The sequence below is a fragment of the Corynebacterium sp. ED61 genome (assembly GCF_015233855.1).
In the GTDB taxonomy this organism is placed as follows: domain Bacteria; phylum Actinomycetota; class Actinomycetes; order Mycobacteriales; family Mycobacteriaceae; genus Corynebacterium; species Corynebacterium dentalis.
In genome coordinates, this window is record NZ_JADGIT010000004.1 from 12,918 (window position 1) to 27,526 (window position 14,609).

The window sequence follows — 14,609 nt, forward strand, 5'->3', positions numbered from 1 at the left end:
TGGCAAGCTTCATGGAACGCATCGCGGCGCTGAATTCCGCTGGGCCGTATAAGGCCGAGCGTGTGACCGCGGAGACGGCGCTCAAGGGTGGGCGGCACCCTGTCCTCGAGCACCCACAACCAAATCCCGTGCTGGGCACCTCCCTGGGCGGAGTGGAAGACTTCCCCGCTGGGGCAGACGAGATCGTGGTGGGCATGGGCTGCTTCTGGGGAGCCGAGCGCATGTACTGGGACGTTGACGGCGTGCTGGGAACGTCCGTGGGCTACGCCGGTGGGCTCACCAAAAACCCCACGTACCGGGAAGTATGCACCGGGCGGACGGGGCACACCGAGGCTGTGCGGGTGGTCTTTGACCCAGAGAAGGTCAGCGTAGAAGAGCTGCTCAAGGTGATGTTCGAAAACCACGACCCGACCCTTGGCGACCGTCAAGGCAATGACGTGGGAACGCAGTACCGCTCCGCGGTGTACGCCAGCTCCCCGGAGCAGCTAGAGCGAGTTCGCGCGGCACTGCAGGCGTGGTCCGCAAACTTTGCGGAGGCCGGATTCGGCGAGCTGACCACCGAAGTGGGCTTGCTCAGCGAAGTAGGGGACGGCAATTACTACCTGGCAGAGGACGAGCACCAGCAGTACCTGCATAAGAACCCGGGAGGCTACTGCAACCACGGCCCCAACGGCGTGACCTGCCAAACCGGCGTGCTGTAAGAAGGCATAGAAACGGCCTAGAGAAGGCAAAGAAAAGCTCCCCGCAATCGCGAAGATTGCGGGGAGCTTTTAGTAAAGAAGCGGTATGTCTTCTCTTACTTCTTTGCAGCCTCGAAGCGAGTTGCAACTTCGTCCCAGTTGAAGACGTTCCATACGGCCTTGACGTAGTCAGCCTTCACGTTCTTGTACTGGAGGTAGAAAGCGTGCTCCCACATATCCAGCAGCAGCAGTGGGGTCAGGTTAATGGACAGGTTGCCCTGCTGGTCAGTCATCTGCTCGATGACCAGACGGTCGGCAACGTGGTCGTAACCCAGGACTGCCCAGCCGGAGCCCTGCAGACCCAGTGCAGCACCGTTGAAGTGCTCCTGGAACTTCTCGAAGGAGCCGAAGTCGCGGTTGATGGCCTCAGCCAGCTCACCGGTTGGCTCGCCGCCACCGTTAGGGGACAGGTTCTTCCAGAACAGGGAGTGGTTGGTGTGGCCACCCAGGTTGAAAGCCAGGTCCTTGGACAGTGCGGTTACCACGCCGGCGATCTCGCCGTTTTCGCGTGCAGCCTGCAGCTTGTCCAGGGCAGCGTTAGCACCGTTGACGTAGTTCTGGTGGTGCTTCGTGTGGTGAAGCTCCATGATTTCGCCGGAGATATGTGGCTCGAGAGCGTCGTAAGCGTAATCCAGCTCTGGCAATTCATACTTAGTCATGATGAATACTTCCCTTCACGTGTGTTCTTAGTTACATATTCCAGTGTCCTCACGTTTGGTGATCCTCGCAAGTATTTTTTCTTCGCAGGGCAGGATTGCGCGGAGTGCGACTTGCGCTGACGGTTGTCTCGCCGCGAACTAGTGTGAGAGTTATGAGCCTGACAACAGGAACCAAAATTGTCCTGATCGGCGCGGGGGACGTAGGTGTGGCTTATGCCTACGCGCTGGTTAACCAGGGTTTGTGTGATCACCTGGCCATCATCGATATCAATGAACGTAAGACGTGGGGGCACGTTCAAGACCTCAACCATGCGGTGCCGTGGGCCGGTCATTCCGTCCATGTTTCCGTGGGTTCTTATGAGGATTGTGCCGACGCCGCGCTTGTCGTCAACTGCGCCGGCGTAGCCCAGAAGCCGGGCGAAACTCGGCTGGACCTGGTGGGACGGAATGTCGCCATCTTTGAAGACATCGTGGGCAAGGTCATGGATGCGGGTTTCAATGGGATTTTCGTGGTGGCCACGAATCCCGTGGACATCTTGAGCTACGCGACGTGGAAGTTGTCCGGGCTGCCATCGAGCCAGGTGATTGGCTCCGGCACGATTCTGGATACCGCGCGCTACCGCTACGCGCTGGGGCGCTACCTGGATCTGGCGCCCACTTCGGTGCACGCGTACGTGATCGGCGAGCACGGCGATACGGAACTGCCGGTGCTCTCCGCAGGAAGTGCCGGTGGTGTGCCGCTGCAGCGGATGCTTGCTGCACAGATGGAGGCCTCCACCCCTAGCGAGGCTGACCATATCTTTGAGCAGACGCGCGACGCGGCCTACGAGATCATCCAGGCCAAGGGTTCCACCAGCTTCGGCATCGGCATGGGACTAGCGCGCATCACTCGGGCTATCTCCCACAACCAAGACGTGGTTCTGCCCGTATCCGCGCTGCTGGAAGGCCACTATGGGCTGGACGACGTGTACATCGGCACCCCGGCGGTCATTGACCGCCGGGGAGTGCGGCACGTCGTGGAGCTGGATCTCGATGAGGACGAGTCTCAAAAGTTCGCCCACTCCGCGGACGTGCTGCGCACAGTCATGCGTGAGGCGGGGCTGTAAAGCCCCGCGGGGGATCCCCGCGAAAGAGGGGGCGGAGTGTGGCGTCGGGTAAAAAGACGGTGAACAAAAGGCGAACCTGGCGCTCTCAACTGCACAGATCAACAGAAAGCGACTAAAAAAGACTGTATGAAAATTGTGGCGCACCGAGGAGCATCCGGAGAACGGCCGGAACACACCATCGGTGCCTACGAACTCGCGGTGGAACGGGGCGCTGACGGGCTGGAATGCGATATCCGCCTCACCCGCGATGGGCACTTGGTGTGTTTCCACGATCGCACGATGGAACGCGTCACCGTGGAAAAATTGGGGCGTGGCCAGGGAATTGTCTCCACCATGACGCTGGCGGAAATGCGTGAGCTGAACATTGGCACGCCGGAAGAACCCGCGCGCGTCATCACCTTGGCTGAGCTGCTGGAGCTCTACCAGGACACGCGCTCGCAGAACATCGGCGAAGGCCTGCGAGAGATGTTCATCGAGACCAAACACCCCAACCGCTACGGCGCACAGGTGGAGCATCGCCTGCACGAAGAACTGCAGAAGGCGCGTCTGGACCGCGATCCGCACATCAATCTGATCTCCTTTAGTCCGCAATCGCTCGTGCGGTACAAGCTGATCAACCCGGAGATCCACAGGATTTTGTTGCGCCGGGAATACCAGCGCATGATCCACCCCGGCATGGAAGCCATGGGAGTGGCCAATGCGCACGGGCTATCCATCGCCAAGGCGCGGCTGCGCCCGGACATCATCGGGCGGCGCGGCCTGAGTACCTACGTGTGGACCGCCGATAAAGAAGACGAAGTGCGCTGGTCAGCACGGCTGGGTGTCACGTGGCTGGCGACGAACTACCCCGGCCGTGCCCGGATGTGGCGCGATGACGAAGAAGCAACGCGCGTGGGAAACGCGCCTCGGAGCAAAGTGACCAGCCAGGTCAGGGCGCCTGAGCGTTCGCGGTGGTTAACCGGCTAGAATCGGCGCCGTGGCTAAGAAGAAAAAGAACCAAGAAAACCTGCCCGAAGGCATGAGCCGACGCCAAGCAAAGCTGGCGGCTCGCGCCGCTGAGCGTGCCCAGCTGGCCAAGGACGAGCGCCCATACGGCGACTTCGCGGCCGAGGCAGACCTCATCGCCCTCCAGGAGTTCGTCCCCTCCGCGCACTTCGTCGCAGACGTCAAGGGCGCAGATCGCAAGGTCAGCATCGCGACCGTGCTCCCCGGAGCTGTGTCCGCACTGGTGCGTTCCGAGGAAGACGGCGGCGAGGCATTTGTGGCTCTGCAGTCCCAGCGCCGGGGCGATAACCCCAACCGCGACCTCGCATTCGCCCTGAACTGGGCCATCAACGCCAAGCCGGGCGAGAGCCTGGACGTGGGTATCGCAGACGGTACCCAGCCGCAGCTGACTGACCTGCTGGATCCTTCCGCCAAGCCGGAAATCGTGGTGGCGCAGGACTTCAACTGGTGGCTGACCGAGGAAGCCCTGAGTAACCCGCAGGTGGCCTCCACCCTGCAGCAGGCTAATGATTCCGTGCTGCCATCTGCTCGCGTCGAGGCGAAGATCTCCGGTGCTGCATGGTGGATCGACCCAGGCGAGAAGGCACACATCCGCTGGGTTCGCCCGGAATCTGAATCCGAGCTGATCAATGCCCTGGCTCGCGTGCACGCTGCGGGTGACCTTCACCTAGGCGAGGGTTCCAAGTTCGCTGGTGTGTTCCGCACGCACGGCATCCTGGTGCCGGTCTGGGACCTGGACAACACCCGCGAGGCCAGCGATTGGGCCGCGGGGCTCGAGGCGCTGGAGACCAAGATCTCCGCAGCCCTGGGCAACTCTGAGGCACTGTCCGCCGATGAGCACAAGTCCAAGCAGACCATCATTTCTCGCGAAGTGACGATCCGCTAGCTCTTTCTGGCGCCCGCTTTCACCCGCTGTCACCAGCGAGGTTTTACCCTGCCGGGTCCTGCTCCCGGGACCCGAAAAGGTAGGCCTACTTCAGGGATTCAAACAGCTGATCTGCTGCCGCATCATCCCACTGCAGGGAGCTGCCCGCGTAGGTTTCCAACGGGCCGCTGATCGGCACGGTTTCCTGTTCCGCCCCGCGCGCCAGCGCGAACGCTAGGCCCGCGAGGTGCCACACATGGTCGCTATCGTTGACCGTCAAAGAGCTGGTCAGCGCATCGATCGCGGGTAGTGAGCGGAACGGGTTGATGATCGTTGTGGGGGAGCTCAGCTTGGAGCTCAGTGCGGACAGGAACTGCCGCTGGCGCTCCACTCTGTCTAGGTCTCCGTTGGCGGAGGCGTAGCGGGAGCGGACGTAACCCAGTGCTGTGGGGCCGTCCATATCCTGGCATCCCGCCTGCAGGTCGATGCCCGCCATCGGATCCTGCAGAGGTTCGTTGAGGCACATGTTGATGCCGCCCACGCTGTCCACCACGTTCGCGAAGCCACCGAAGCCGATCTCCGCGTAGTGGTCGATGCGCATGCCGGTGCGCTCCTCGATGGTTTGCTGCAACAGCGCGGGGCCGCCCAAGGAGAACGCCTGGTTGATCTTGTTTTCTCCGTAGCCGGGGATGTTGACCCAGCTATCGCGCGGGAAGCTGACCATCGTGGGTTTGCCGCCGAACGTGGGGATGTGGACCACCATGATGGTGTCCGTGCGCCCGGTGCTCTCGTCGAGTTCGCCTGCCATCAGGCGGTCTGCGTCCTCGTTGCTCAAGCCTGCGCGGGAATCGCTGCCCACCAGCAGCCAGTTGGTGCCCGCGGTGTTGCCCACGCGTCCGTCGTATTTTTGCAGCGCATCGGTGCGGTTGAGGGACGTGTCGATCCAAATTCCCGTGCCCACCAGCAGCACCACCAACACGAGTAGCAGTGCGCCGAGGGTCTTGAAGACGCCGAATTTCCGGCGCCTGCGGGGTGGTCGCGATGCAGGTCCGCGTCCGCCGATGCGGGGGAAGGGTTCCTTTTCTTTCCGACGCCGACCTTCCCACGCCTGACTTCCGATCCGAGCCATGCGCTCTTGTCGGCGTGAGGGGATCTCGTATCCGGCCTCCGGGCGAGCCTGTTCGTAGCCGCGAGGCTGCTGAGCATAGTCTCGCGGATAATCACGGGCCTCGTCGCGAAGACTGCTGCGATGGGAACCGACGTTTGAAGGCGGCAGAGGTGCGGCCCGAGGCACTTCGGTGTGTGGTGGCCGGTGGCGGCCTGACTCGCGCCGGGGCGAATCCGTGCGCGGGATGTCCCGTGGCACGCCGCGCGAGGCAGAGCTGCGTCGATACTCCGGCGGGCGGGGCTGCTCCTTTGGCTTGGGCAGATCCTCGACCTTGGGCAGGGGAGAGCGCCTGCGCACTGGCCTGCCGAAGCGGTCCACGATGGGTTTGCCGTTTCGGTCTAGTGCGTAGTCATCCGAGCCAGAAGGCTCGCCAGGGCGAGGATTCATGTGGGACATGGTAGCCGAGTTAGCAGTTGAATCCCTAGGTTGACTGGGGACGGTTCTGCGCTATTGCGCTGGAAAACCCTCACAGGCCTGGCGTTCCGCCAGTGATCGCGTAGCCCACAAATGCCACGGTGTCGATCAATCCGTGGGCGATAACCAGCGGCCAAATGCGTCCGGTCCGCTTGTAGTACCAGAGATAGATCACGCCCATGACAATGTTGCCTATGCCGGCGGAATAGCCCTGGTACAGGTGGTAGCTACCGCGCAATAGGCTGCTGGCCACGAAGATCCACGGCCAGCTCACGCGCAGCTGGCGCAGCCGGGTGGCCAGCCACGCCACCACGATGATCTCTTCCGCGAACCCATTGGCCCAGGAGTTGAGCACGAGTAGTGGCAAGCGCCACGCCGTGTCTTCCAAGCCCGACGGTTCCACCTGCTTAGACAGGCCCAGGTGTACGGCCGTGATGTAGAACAGCAGCCCGGGCACGCCAATGAGCGCGGCCAGCCCCGCTCCGTGCAGGACGTCCGCTGCGCGGAATCGCCATTTCGTGAAAGACACGGGGAGGTGGTGCAGCAGTAAGAAAATGGCGAGCCCGCCCCAGGCGAACAGCATGCCAGTCTGGGTAAGTTGGAGCGCTGGATCCAGCCAGGCGAGGGTAGATTGCTGCTGGTTGAGCGTGACTTCTTGATCGCTGAGCCCCTCGGGGCGTGCCACGGATTCGATCAAGCGCAGGGTTGCGCGCACCCCGGACATGCCGAAGGTGATGGCCAAGACCAGCAGGATTTCCCACCGCAGGGCAGAAGAGCTTTTAGTGCTCATGGCTGTGTGCGCTAGGGCGTGGACGGTAGGACAGTGCTTCGATATCGCCCGGTGCGTCGAGGGACAGACCCTCGGGCGGCAGTGCGGACGCCACTGTGGATACGGAGCGCGCGAGGGTCAGCAGTTCCGCCTCAGAGACGCGGTCCGAGACAGCCCCCAGCTGCAAAGAGATCGGCCACCGTCCGGGAACTAATTGTGGATCCACCAACGGTACGGACACGCTGGCCCATCCCGTGATGTTCCACAGCGTGGCCCACGGGGTCCAGGCAGTCTGCGCCAGGAAGTTCAGGCGCGGCGGCAGCGCGGAGAACGTTCCCGGCGCTGGTGGAGCGCAGGCCAGCATAGGCGTGGCGATGATGTCGAAGTCTGCCCAGGTGGCCAGGACATCCTCGCCGATCGCATTGAGTTGGCGGTGCAATTGTTCTCGACGCAACTCTGTCACCTGCTGCCCCTGTTCCTTGAGCCAACGGGTCAGCGGAGAAAGGGGACCAGGTAGCTGCGCGCAGCGGGAGGTGAGGACCTCTCGGAAGAGTTCAAAGGTTCGAGGTGAGTACGGCGCCGGTGCTTGGCTGACGCTGGTGACCGCCTCGGTGGAAGTCAGCAACGCGGTGACCGCAGCGGTGGCCGCCGCTATGGCGGGATCAATGCTGCTGGAGCTGTGGAACGGGGTGTTCGTGTAGCCGATGCGTAGGGGTTCGCGGCCATCGTGCACTGCAGAGTTTAGGTCTGGGATATCCAGCGCATAAGCCCGCGCGGTGGTCTCGATATCCCGGGCCAGATAACCGTGGGCCGTGGAGGTGAAGCCGCCGATACGTGGATTGTGCGCAGGCTTGAGGCCAGGAAGGCCACAACACGCGGCGGGAATGCGAATGGAGCCGCCCCCGTCCGTGGCGTGGGCGATGTTGACCACCCCGCGAGCTACCGCCACTGCAGCTCCTCCGGAAGATCCGCCGGGCATGAACTGTGCACCCAAAGGATTGACAGGCGAGTCCTGACCGACCGGCTCCGTGTATGCCGTTACTCCATATTCGCTGGTCGCGGAAGCTCCTACCAGCGTCGCGCCGCGGTCGAGCAGGCGGAGCGTGGCGGAATCATTCAGAGTGGCGGTGCGCGCTTGGTCCTCCGAGCCGAAGGTGGTGACTTCTCCCGCGACCTGCTGCAGGTCCTTGATAAGCACCTCTTCGCCAGCCAAGGGTTGGCCCGCGTGCGTGCTGTGTGGCTGACTGTAGACGCGCGTGACTCCCAGCTGTTGCTGGCTGAGGCCCATCTCGGCTGCAAGACCAGCCAGCCTGGTGGAGAAGCCGGAGGTAATCATCGTCATTTACCCTACGTCAGCCCGTACAGTGACAAGTATGACTCCCGGCAAAGCACAGGTGCCCGGCACCGAAACCCCGCACGAATCGGCCTCCGCTGGGGCCCAGCCAGGAATTCACCCTGAGGGCCAGACCACTCGCGTGGCCTTCCTTGGCCCCCAGGGCACCTTTACTGAGCAGGCGCTGCAGCAGATGATCGTCGCTGGATACTTGCCAGGATCCACAGAAGGCGTCGCGGTGAAATCTCCGAGTGCGGCCCTCGAGGCCGTACGAAACCACAGCGTGGACTACGCCTGCGTGGCGCTGGAAAGTTCCGTCGACGGCCCCATCGCTCAAACCGAGGATGCCCTGACCATGGGTTCCCCGCTGATCATCGTCCGCGAAGTGCTGGTGCCCGTGGAATTTTCCATCCTGGTTCGCCCGGGCGCTACCACCGAGGATGTTCAGACCTTCACCACCCACCCTGCGGCCGAGGCGCAAACCCGCTCCTGGGTGCAGCAGCACCTGCCGAACGCGCAGTTCGTTCCCGCCAGTTCCAACGGAGCCGCCGCTCAGGCCGTGGCCGAAGGCCGCGCCGATGCCGCAGCGGCACCCGCTCGCGCCGGGCAGATCCACCAACTGGAATCCCTGGCTGAAGCCGTGGCAGACGTCCGCGGTGCCTACACCCGCTTCGTACTGGTCTCCCGCCCCGGCCAGGTCACGCCCAAGACAGGCAATGACCGCACCGGCGTGGCATTCACCCTGGAAAATAAGCCCTCCGGCCTGCTGGATGCCCTCGCTGAGCTATCCGTGCGCGGCATAGACATGTCCCGCATCAGCTCCCGCCCCACCCGCGAAGCCATGGGCACTTACTATTTCCACCTCGGACTAGTGGGCCACCTCGAGGACGAGGCGATGGCCGAAGCCCTGGCCGGGCTCTACCGCAGCACCAGTTCCCTGCGCTTTCTCGGCTCTTGGCCACGCGCGGAACTGCCAGGCGCTGGCGTCGGAAAAGAACAGGACGCACACCATCCCCCTGCAGGCACCTTCCCGCCTGACTACTCTGAATCCCGGGGTTGGGTCGCCGAACTGAAGCAGCAAACGCAACCACCGGCCCAGCAGCAGACGAAGGGGTAAACCGTTGAGCAAGTTGTACCTGGTGCGTCATGGACAGACCACCTCGAACACTATTCACGCGCTGGACACCGCGCTGCCGGGTGCAGATCTCACCAAACTGGGGCGGGAGCAGGCCTCCAACGTGGGATCCATTCTGGCGGAGCGCGTGGACGGGCCGCTGCTGGTGATGTCCAGCCAGGCGGCGCGCGCACAACAGACCGCGGTACTGCTCGCGGACAGTTTTGTGGCTCGTGGTGGCACGCTGGCGTCCACGGCGGAGGGATCGGATTTCGCCTCCGGGTTTGCGGGTAGCGGTCTGTCTCCTATTTCCGACGCCACCTCCGCCGGCTTCGGTTTGAGTCACACCGAGCAGGTCTCCACTCTCAGCGACATCGCGGAGATCGCCGCCGGCGACTACGAGATGCGTAACGACGAAGACGCCCACGAGGCCTACCACCGCGTGCTATTCCGCTGGCTGCACGGCGAGCTGGAGGTGCCGGTAGATGGGGCAAAAAACGGCGCGGAGATCCTGAGCGCATACATCGCGCAGATCATGAGCGTGCTGAACGCGTTGCCGGAAGGCACGGACGTGGCGGTGGTCAGCCACGGCGCGATCATCCGCTTCATCGCCCGCTACTTGGGCGGGCTGGATCCGGAGTGGGCGTTTGCGGGATACCTGGCGAACACGCACTTCGTGGAGCTGGACGTGCCGGACAACGTTCGCGAGCTCGCGGAGGCAGCGCAGAACGAACCTGACGCAGTGGAGGGAGCTTTTAACATCGCAGAGTGGGGAACCCTAGGCACGCCGGATAAGCTAGAGTGCTAGCCCCAACCGAGTTCGTGGAGGCGGGCATCGTCGATGCCGAAGTGGTGCGCGAGCTCGTGAATCACCGTGATGGCCACCTGCTCTATGAGTTCTTCCCGGCTGTTCACGGCCTCGCACAGGGCGAGCCGGAAGATGGTGATCTTATCCGGCAGTACGGAGGTGTATTCGCTATCGCGATCCGTCAGCGCGATGCCCTCGTAGAGCCCCAAGATGTGGGGATCGAATTCGTGGTAGTCCTCCGTGATGATGGCCACGTTGTTGACGTTGTGCAGCAGTTGTTCCGGAATTCGACGCAAACCTTCGTCCACCAAGTCTTCGAACTCTTCTTCGGAAATGTCGATGGACACGGCTGCCTCCGGGGGTTTGAAAACTGACGCTTAGGGCGCAGCTGGGGCAGGGGAGGCAGCCGCGGCGTTATTGCGCAGCGGGTTGCGCGGAGGCTGCTTGGCCGGCGGGTTGCCGTCGATGGTGAACCCTTGGCGTACGTCACCATTCAGGTTGGCGAATCCACCGTCCGGGCGGCCGAACGTCAGCGCACAGTTGACGGTGCGGGAACCCGCAGCCCAAGACTGGGATTGGATGGTGGTCCAGAATGGGGTCAAGGTGGAGTTGTACAGCGCGTCATCGCCGCCCAAGTAGTTGCGAGCTGCCTCGGTACACCGCTGGTTGAGGTACTCGTTTTGCTTGCCGATATCTGGCCAGTCCTGCGGGAAGTCCTCGCCCAGATTGACAACATCCGTGACCTGCCAGGAGTGATCCTCGTTACAGGGGACTTCCACAGGAGAATCGTTGATGACCTGCACACAGGTATCGGCGGGGAAGGCGCGGGCCTGGTCGGATTCTGCAGCCAGGCCGACGGTTTCCGTGGAACGACCCTGCGCATCCTGCACCATGACTCCGCACAACATGGTGCGGTCGCCCTCTGCCCAAGCGCTGGCCGGAGGCAGGATGGGGGAGATCGTGTAACGGCCCTCTGGATCCAGCTTGCCGTTCAAGTAGTCGAGGGTGGGGCCCACGCAGAGCTCTTCGGTCAATTGTTGCTGGCGTTCGAGGCTGGGGTGCTCAGCGTCTTCGTCGAACTCACTGGTGGGGTACTGGGAGAGATCCTCGCGCGCGCTGATCTCAAAGCGGTGCTGCTCGGCGCATCCCACGGTGGTGAAGTCAGAGTTGGAGCCATTTTCGCCTGGTCGCCAGTTCAAGCACGAACCCGTGTCCGCATCGGTGAAGGCTGCCAGTTCCGCTTCTGCGGGTTCAGAGGTGGGCGTGGTGGCCAATGGGGTGGAGCCCTCGGGAGCCATCGATCCGTAGGCCGCTGCGCCTACGCCGCCGCAGAGCGCAGACACGAGAATAACGGTGGCGGCGCGCGAACGTCGCTTCCATGTCGGCTGGCTGATGCTCACAGGAATCCACTTCCGGTCGGGGAATCACTCTTACTTTGATGTTTCATTCAACACCCAGTGGGGCAGCCCCACCAACTGTGGAGTAAGTGCGTCTAGTGCGACCACTATAGCTAAGCTATGGGACATGATCGATCTTAAGTTCCTGCGTGACAACCCTGACTTGGTCCGCGCCTCTCAGCGCACCCGCGGAGAAGACGAGGGGCTGGTGGATCAACTACTCGAGGCAGACGTGCGCCGCCGCGATGCCATTGCCGCTGCTGATGCTGCTCGCTCCGAGCAGAAATCCTTCAGCAAGGAGATGGGCCAGCAGATGCGCACGGCCTCTGACGAGGACAAACAGCGCCTGCGCGAAGAAGGCAAGGCCAAGGCTGAGCGCGTCAAGGAGCTGGAGGCCGTGCTGGCCGCCGCCGAGCAGGATGTCCACGACTTCCAAATGAAGCTGTCCAACGTGGTGGAGGACGGCGCTCCCGCCGGCGGCGAGGATGACTTCGTTGTCCTCGAGCACGTGGGCACCCCCCGTGAGTTCGACTTCGAGCCCAAGGATCACCTGGAGCTCGGCGAATCCCTGGGTCTGATCGATATGAAGCGCGGCACCAAGGTCTCCGGCGCCCGCTTCTACTTCCTCACCGGCGACGGCGCTCTGCTGCAACTGGGCATGCTGCAGTTGGCTGCGCAGAAGGCAGCCAAGGCAGGGTTCACGTTGATGATCCCACCCGTGCTGGTACGTCCAGAGATCATGGCCGGAACCGGCTTCTTGGGCGCGCACGCAGACGAGATCTACCACCTCGAGCAGGACGATCTGTACCTCGTAGGTACCTCGGAGGTTGCCCTAGCCGGTTACCACTCAGATGAGATCATCGACCTTTCCGAAGGTGCTATGCGCTACGCGGGATGGTCGTCCTGTTTCCGTCGGGAAGCCGGCTCCTACGGCAAGGACACCCGCGGCATCATCCGCGTCCACCAGTTCGACAAGCTGGAAATGTTTGTTTACTGCAAGCCCGAAGAGGCTCGCGAACAGCACCAGCAGCTGCTGGCGATGGAAAAGGAGATGCTGGAAGCCGTACAGGTTCCGTATCGCGTGATCGACGTGGCAGGTGGAGACCTCGGCTCGTCCGCTGCCCGCAAGTTCGATACTGAGGCATGGGTGCCTACCCAGAACACCTACCGCGAGCTGACCTCCACTTCGAACTGCACCACGTTCCAGGGACGCCGTCTCAAGACCCGCTACCGGGACGAGGCGGGCAAGGCACAGACCGTGGCTACCCTTAACGGCACGCTGGCCACTACCCGCTGGTTGGTCGCCATTCTGGAGAACAACCAGCAGGCAGACGGATCCGTGGTGGTCCCCGAAGCGCTACATCCGTTTGTGGGCAAAGATATTCTTTACCCCAAGAAATAAGCCCACCAACCAGGGAGCATCGCAACGTGGCTACATTCGATTTCGCCGAGGGCTTCACCCCGTCTTCTGGGCACCCAGAAAGCAAAGAGCCCATCTACGGGCGCACCATCATCCCGCTGGCCAAGCTGTGGATGCGCTTCGGCCAGCGGCTGCAGATCTTTTTGAAGAACCCGGAGAACGTACCGCGGGAAGGCGGCGCGATTCTCGCCGTCAACCACACCGGCTACTGGGACTTCGTCTACGGTCCCATCCCGGCTCACTTCAACGGTGGCCGCCTGGTGCGCTTCATGGCGAAGAAGGAAATCTGGGACTCTCCCGTGGCCGGCCCGCTGATGAGCGCCATGCGCCACATTCCTGTGGACCGTGCTGATGGCGCAGCGTCCGTGAAAGAGGCGGTTCGCCGCTTGCGCGGTGGTGAGCTGGTGGGCATCTTCCCTGAGGCCACCATTTCCCGCTCCTTCGAAATCAAGGAACTGCGCCAAGGTGCTGCTGTCATCGCTGAAGAAGCTGAGGTTCCGCTGATCCCGATGATCATCTGGGGTTCCCAGCGCATTTGGACCAAGGGCCACAAGCCCACCTGGTTCCCCAAGGACGCCAAGCTGGTGATGGTCGTTGGCAAGTCGGTTCCTATTTCCGACGACAGCGTCGAGACCACCGAACGTCTGCGCGCAGCTATGCAGAGCCTGCTGGAAGAAGCCCGTGAGGAATACGTCAAGCGCTTCGGCCCCATGCCGGAGGGCGAGTTCTGGGTGCCCAGTGTTCTAGGAGGCTCGGCTCCCACCTTGGAGGAAGCCACCATCCAGGATCGCCAGGATCACGAGAATCGTAAGAAGCAGCGGGCAGAAGCTGAAGCGGCTGCGAGTGGGCGTCGAAAAGAAGAACAACAACCTCAGCCCACGGGCATTAACAAGGTGTTGGCGCCTGTGACGCGATGGATCAAGAAACTGCGCAAATGAGGCGGCAGCTGCGCACCTTGCATGCAGCGTTAGAGCTGGTGCCGGCGCCGTTGTTCGTGGTCTCTGACCTGGACGGCACGCTGCTGGACAGGCGAGAAAGAGTCAGCCCCCACATGCGCGAGGTGGTGGGGCGCATGGCCGAACAAGGAACCGTGTTTACCCTGGCCACCGGTAGGCCCGCGCGCTGGGTGCTGCCCGTGATTGAGCAACTTCCGGTGCAGCCTCTGTGCGTGTGCGCTAACGGCGCGGTGGTTTACGACAGCGCCAAGGACGAGATTGTCCGGGCGATGGAACTGGATTCCGCCACGCTGCGCACGGTGATTCAGCGGCTGACCGCGGGCGCGGAAGGCACTGCGTTGCACGGTGCAGGGTTTGCGGTGGAACGTGCCGGGACCAGCGCTTTTGACCGCGCGGACGAGCTGTTCTGCGTGACCGAGGGCTACGATCACGCGTGGCTCTCGGACGAGCACAAGGTGCTCAGCACCGAAGACCTCATCGCCCAACCTGCGGTCAAGCTGCTGGTACGCAATGAAAACGTCAGCTCCCAAGAGCTCTTTGACGCCGTGGCACCGCGGCTGGATCCGCGGGAAGTGCACGCGACGTTTAGCTGGGGCGGTGGCCTGGTGGAGATCAGCGCGCCGGGCGTGTCCAAGCGCACCTCGCTGGAGTGGATCGCCGAGCGACTGGGCGTGCAGGCCACGGAGACCATCGCGTTTGGAGATATGCCCAATGACCTGGAGATGCTGGGATGGGCTGGCACCGCCGTGGCGATGGGCAATGCGCACGATGACGTGAAAGCGGCCGCGGATCTGGTGACGGCAAGCAACAACGACGATGGTGTGGCTGCGGTGCTGGCTCGGTGGTTCTAACAGG

Annotated in this window: 15 protein-coding genes; 9 read left to right on the forward strand and 6 right to left on the reverse strand. The window is 62.7% G+C overall.

The genetic code is table 11. From position 1 onward, the window contains the following. Positions 1-11 precede the first annotated feature (11 nt). Entirely contained in the window at positions 12-701 is a 690-nt protein-coding gene (gene msrA / locus IM764_RS05535; RefSeq protein WP_228073454.1) for a peptide-methionine (S)-S-oxide reductase MsrA, read from the forward strand. Between the two features lie 95 nt (positions 702-796). Here the strand turns inward: msrA and IM764_RS05540 are convergent, their stop codons facing one another. After that, positions 797-1,399 carry a superoxide dismutase gene (locus IM764_RS05540; protein ID WP_099298260.1) on the reverse strand — a complete coding sequence of 201 codons (603 nt, stop codon included), beginning with the start codon at positions 1,397-1,399 and terminating at the stop codon, positions 797-799. Between the two features lie 152 nt (positions 1,400-1,551). On the opposite strand from IM764_RS05540, the gene IM764_RS05545 reads away from it, so the two are divergent. The 3 genes from IM764_RS05545 (at position 1,552) to IM764_RS05555 (ending at position 4,396) form a co-directional block, all read left to right on the forward strand. Further along, complete coding sequence (locus tag IM764_RS05545) at positions 1,552-2,505, forward strand: L-lactate dehydrogenase (RefSeq protein WP_194187218.1); 954 nt, start codon at positions 1,552-1,554, stop codon at positions 2,503-2,505. A gap of 126 nt (positions 2,506-2,631) precedes the next feature. Then, the gene (locus IM764_RS05550) at positions 2,632-3,471 is read left to right on the forward strand and encodes a glycerophosphodiester phosphodiesterase family protein (RefSeq protein WP_194187219.1); all 840 of its coding nucleotides are present in this window, start codon (positions 2,632-2,634) and stop codon (positions 3,469-3,471) included. A gap of 10 nt (positions 3,472-3,481) precedes the next feature. After that, complete coding sequence (locus tag IM764_RS05555; RefSeq protein WP_194187220.1) at positions 3,482-4,396, forward strand: DUF5926 family protein; 915 nt, start codon at positions 3,482-3,484, stop codon at positions 4,394-4,396. Between the two features lie 85 nt (positions 4,397-4,481). Here the strand turns inward: IM764_RS05555 and IM764_RS05560 are convergent, their stop codons facing one another. From IM764_RS05560 to IM764_RS05570, 3 genes are all read right to left on the reverse strand, one after another. After that, positions 4,482-5,930 (reverse strand): LCP family protein, encoded by a 1,449-nt coding sequence (locus IM764_RS05560; protein ID WP_370551554.1) that lies wholly within the window; start codon positions 5,928-5,930, stop codon positions 4,482-4,484. Between the two features lie 79 nt (positions 5,931-6,009). Then, positions 6,010-6,747 (reverse strand): CPBP family intramembrane glutamic endopeptidase, encoded by a 738-nt coding sequence (locus IM764_RS05565; RefSeq protein ID WP_194187222.1) that lies wholly within the window; start codon positions 6,745-6,747, stop codon positions 6,010-6,012. After that, complete coding sequence (locus IM764_RS05570) at positions 6,737-8,068, reverse strand: amidase family protein (RefSeq protein WP_194187223.1); 1,332 nt, start codon at positions 8,066-8,068, stop codon at positions 6,737-6,739. The genes IM764_RS05565 and IM764_RS05570 overlap by 11 nt, the downstream gene beginning before the upstream one ends. A gap of 31 nt (positions 8,069-8,099) precedes the next feature. Between IM764_RS05570 and pheA the strand changes: the two genes are divergently transcribed. Together pheA and IM764_RS05580 are read left to right on the forward strand one after the other, a co-directional pair. Beyond that, positions 8,100-9,176 carry a prephenate dehydratase gene (gene pheA / locus IM764_RS05575; protein WP_194187224.1) on the forward strand — a complete coding sequence of 359 codons (1,077 nt, stop codon included), beginning with the start codon at positions 8,100-8,102 and terminating at the stop codon, positions 9,174-9,176. Positions 9,177-9,180: 4 nt separating this feature from the next. Continuing rightward, on the forward strand, positions 9,181-9,981 hold the full coding sequence (locus IM764_RS05580; protein WP_194187225.1) for a histidine phosphatase family protein: 801 nt from the start codon (positions 9,181-9,183) through the stop codon (positions 9,979-9,981). Here the strand turns inward: IM764_RS05580 and IM764_RS05585 are convergent. Continuing rightward, positions 9,978-10,328, reverse strand: coding sequence for a metallopeptidase family protein (locus tag IM764_RS05585; RefSeq protein WP_099298251.1), 351 nt, complete (start codon positions 10,326-10,328; stop codon positions 9,978-9,980). The genes IM764_RS05580 and IM764_RS05585 overlap by 4 nt on opposite strands. Positions 10,329-10,358: 30 nt before the next feature. After that, on the reverse strand, positions 10,359-11,381 hold the full coding sequence (locus IM764_RS05590) for a septum formation family protein (protein WP_234990802.1): 1,023 nt from the start codon (positions 11,379-11,381) through the stop codon (positions 10,359-10,361). 124 nt (positions 11,382-11,505) lie between these two features. Between IM764_RS05590 and serS the strand changes: the two genes are divergently transcribed. Genes serS through IM764_RS05605 form a run of 3 tightly spaced genes read left to right on the forward strand, consistent with a single transcriptional unit; the run spans position 11,506 to position 14,605 of the window. Next, complete coding sequence (gene serS / locus IM764_RS05595; protein ID WP_099298250.1) at positions 11,506-12,780, forward strand: serine--tRNA ligase; 1,275 nt, start codon at positions 11,506-11,508, stop codon at positions 12,778-12,780. A 26-nt stretch (positions 12,781-12,806) separates the two neighbouring features. Then, on the forward strand, positions 12,807-13,736 hold the full coding sequence (locus IM764_RS05600) for a lysophospholipid acyltransferase family protein (protein ID WP_370551555.1): 930 nt from the start codon (positions 12,807-12,809) through the stop codon (positions 13,734-13,736). Then, the gene (locus IM764_RS05605) at positions 13,733-14,605 is read left to right on the forward strand and encodes an HAD family hydrolase (RefSeq protein WP_099298249.1); all 873 of its coding nucleotides are present in this window, start codon (positions 13,733-13,735) and stop codon (positions 14,603-14,605) included. Before IM764_RS05600 ends, IM764_RS05605 begins: the two co-directional genes overlap by 4 nt. Positions 14,606-14,609 lie beyond the last annotated feature (4 nt).

Excerpts from the sequence above, each read along its gene's own strand:
- msrA (WP_228073454.1), top strand. The coding sequence starts at position 12 with ATGGAACGCATCGCGGCGCTGAATTCCGCTGGGCCGTATAAGGCCGAG.
- IM764_RS05540 (WP_099298260.1), bottom strand. The coding sequence starts at position 1,399 with ATGACTAAGTATGAATTGCCAGAGCTGGATTACGCTTACGACGCTCTC.
- IM764_RS05545 (WP_194187218.1), top strand. The coding sequence starts at position 1,552 with ATGAGCCTGACAACAGGAACCAAAATTGTCCTGATCGGCGCGGGGGAC.
- IM764_RS05550 (WP_194187219.1), top strand. The coding sequence starts at position 2,632 with ATGAAAATTGTGGCGCACCGAGGAGCATCCGGAGAACGGCCGGAACAC.
- IM764_RS05560 (WP_370551554.1), bottom strand. The coding sequence starts at position 5,930 with ATGAATCCTCGCCCTGGCGAGCCTTCTGGCTCGGATGACTACGCACTA.
- IM764_RS05565 (WP_194187222.1), bottom strand. The coding sequence starts at position 6,747 with ATGAGCACTAAAAGCTCTTCTGCCCTGCGGTGGGAAATCCTGCTGGTC.
- IM764_RS05570 (WP_194187223.1), bottom strand. The coding sequence starts at position 8,068 with ATGACGATGATTACCTCCGGCTTCTCCACCAGGCTGGCTGGTCTTGCA.
- pheA (WP_194187224.1), top strand. The coding sequence starts at position 8,100 with ATGACTCCCGGCAAAGCACAGGTGCCCGGCACCGAAACCCCGCACGAA.
- serS (WP_099298250.1), top strand. The coding sequence starts at position 11,506 with ATGATCGATCTTAAGTTCCTGCGTGACAACCCTGACTTGGTCCGCGCC.
- IM764_RS05605 (WP_099298249.1), top strand. The coding sequence starts at position 13,733 with ATGAGGCGGCAGCTGCGCACCTTGCATGCAGCGTTAGAGCTGGTGCCG.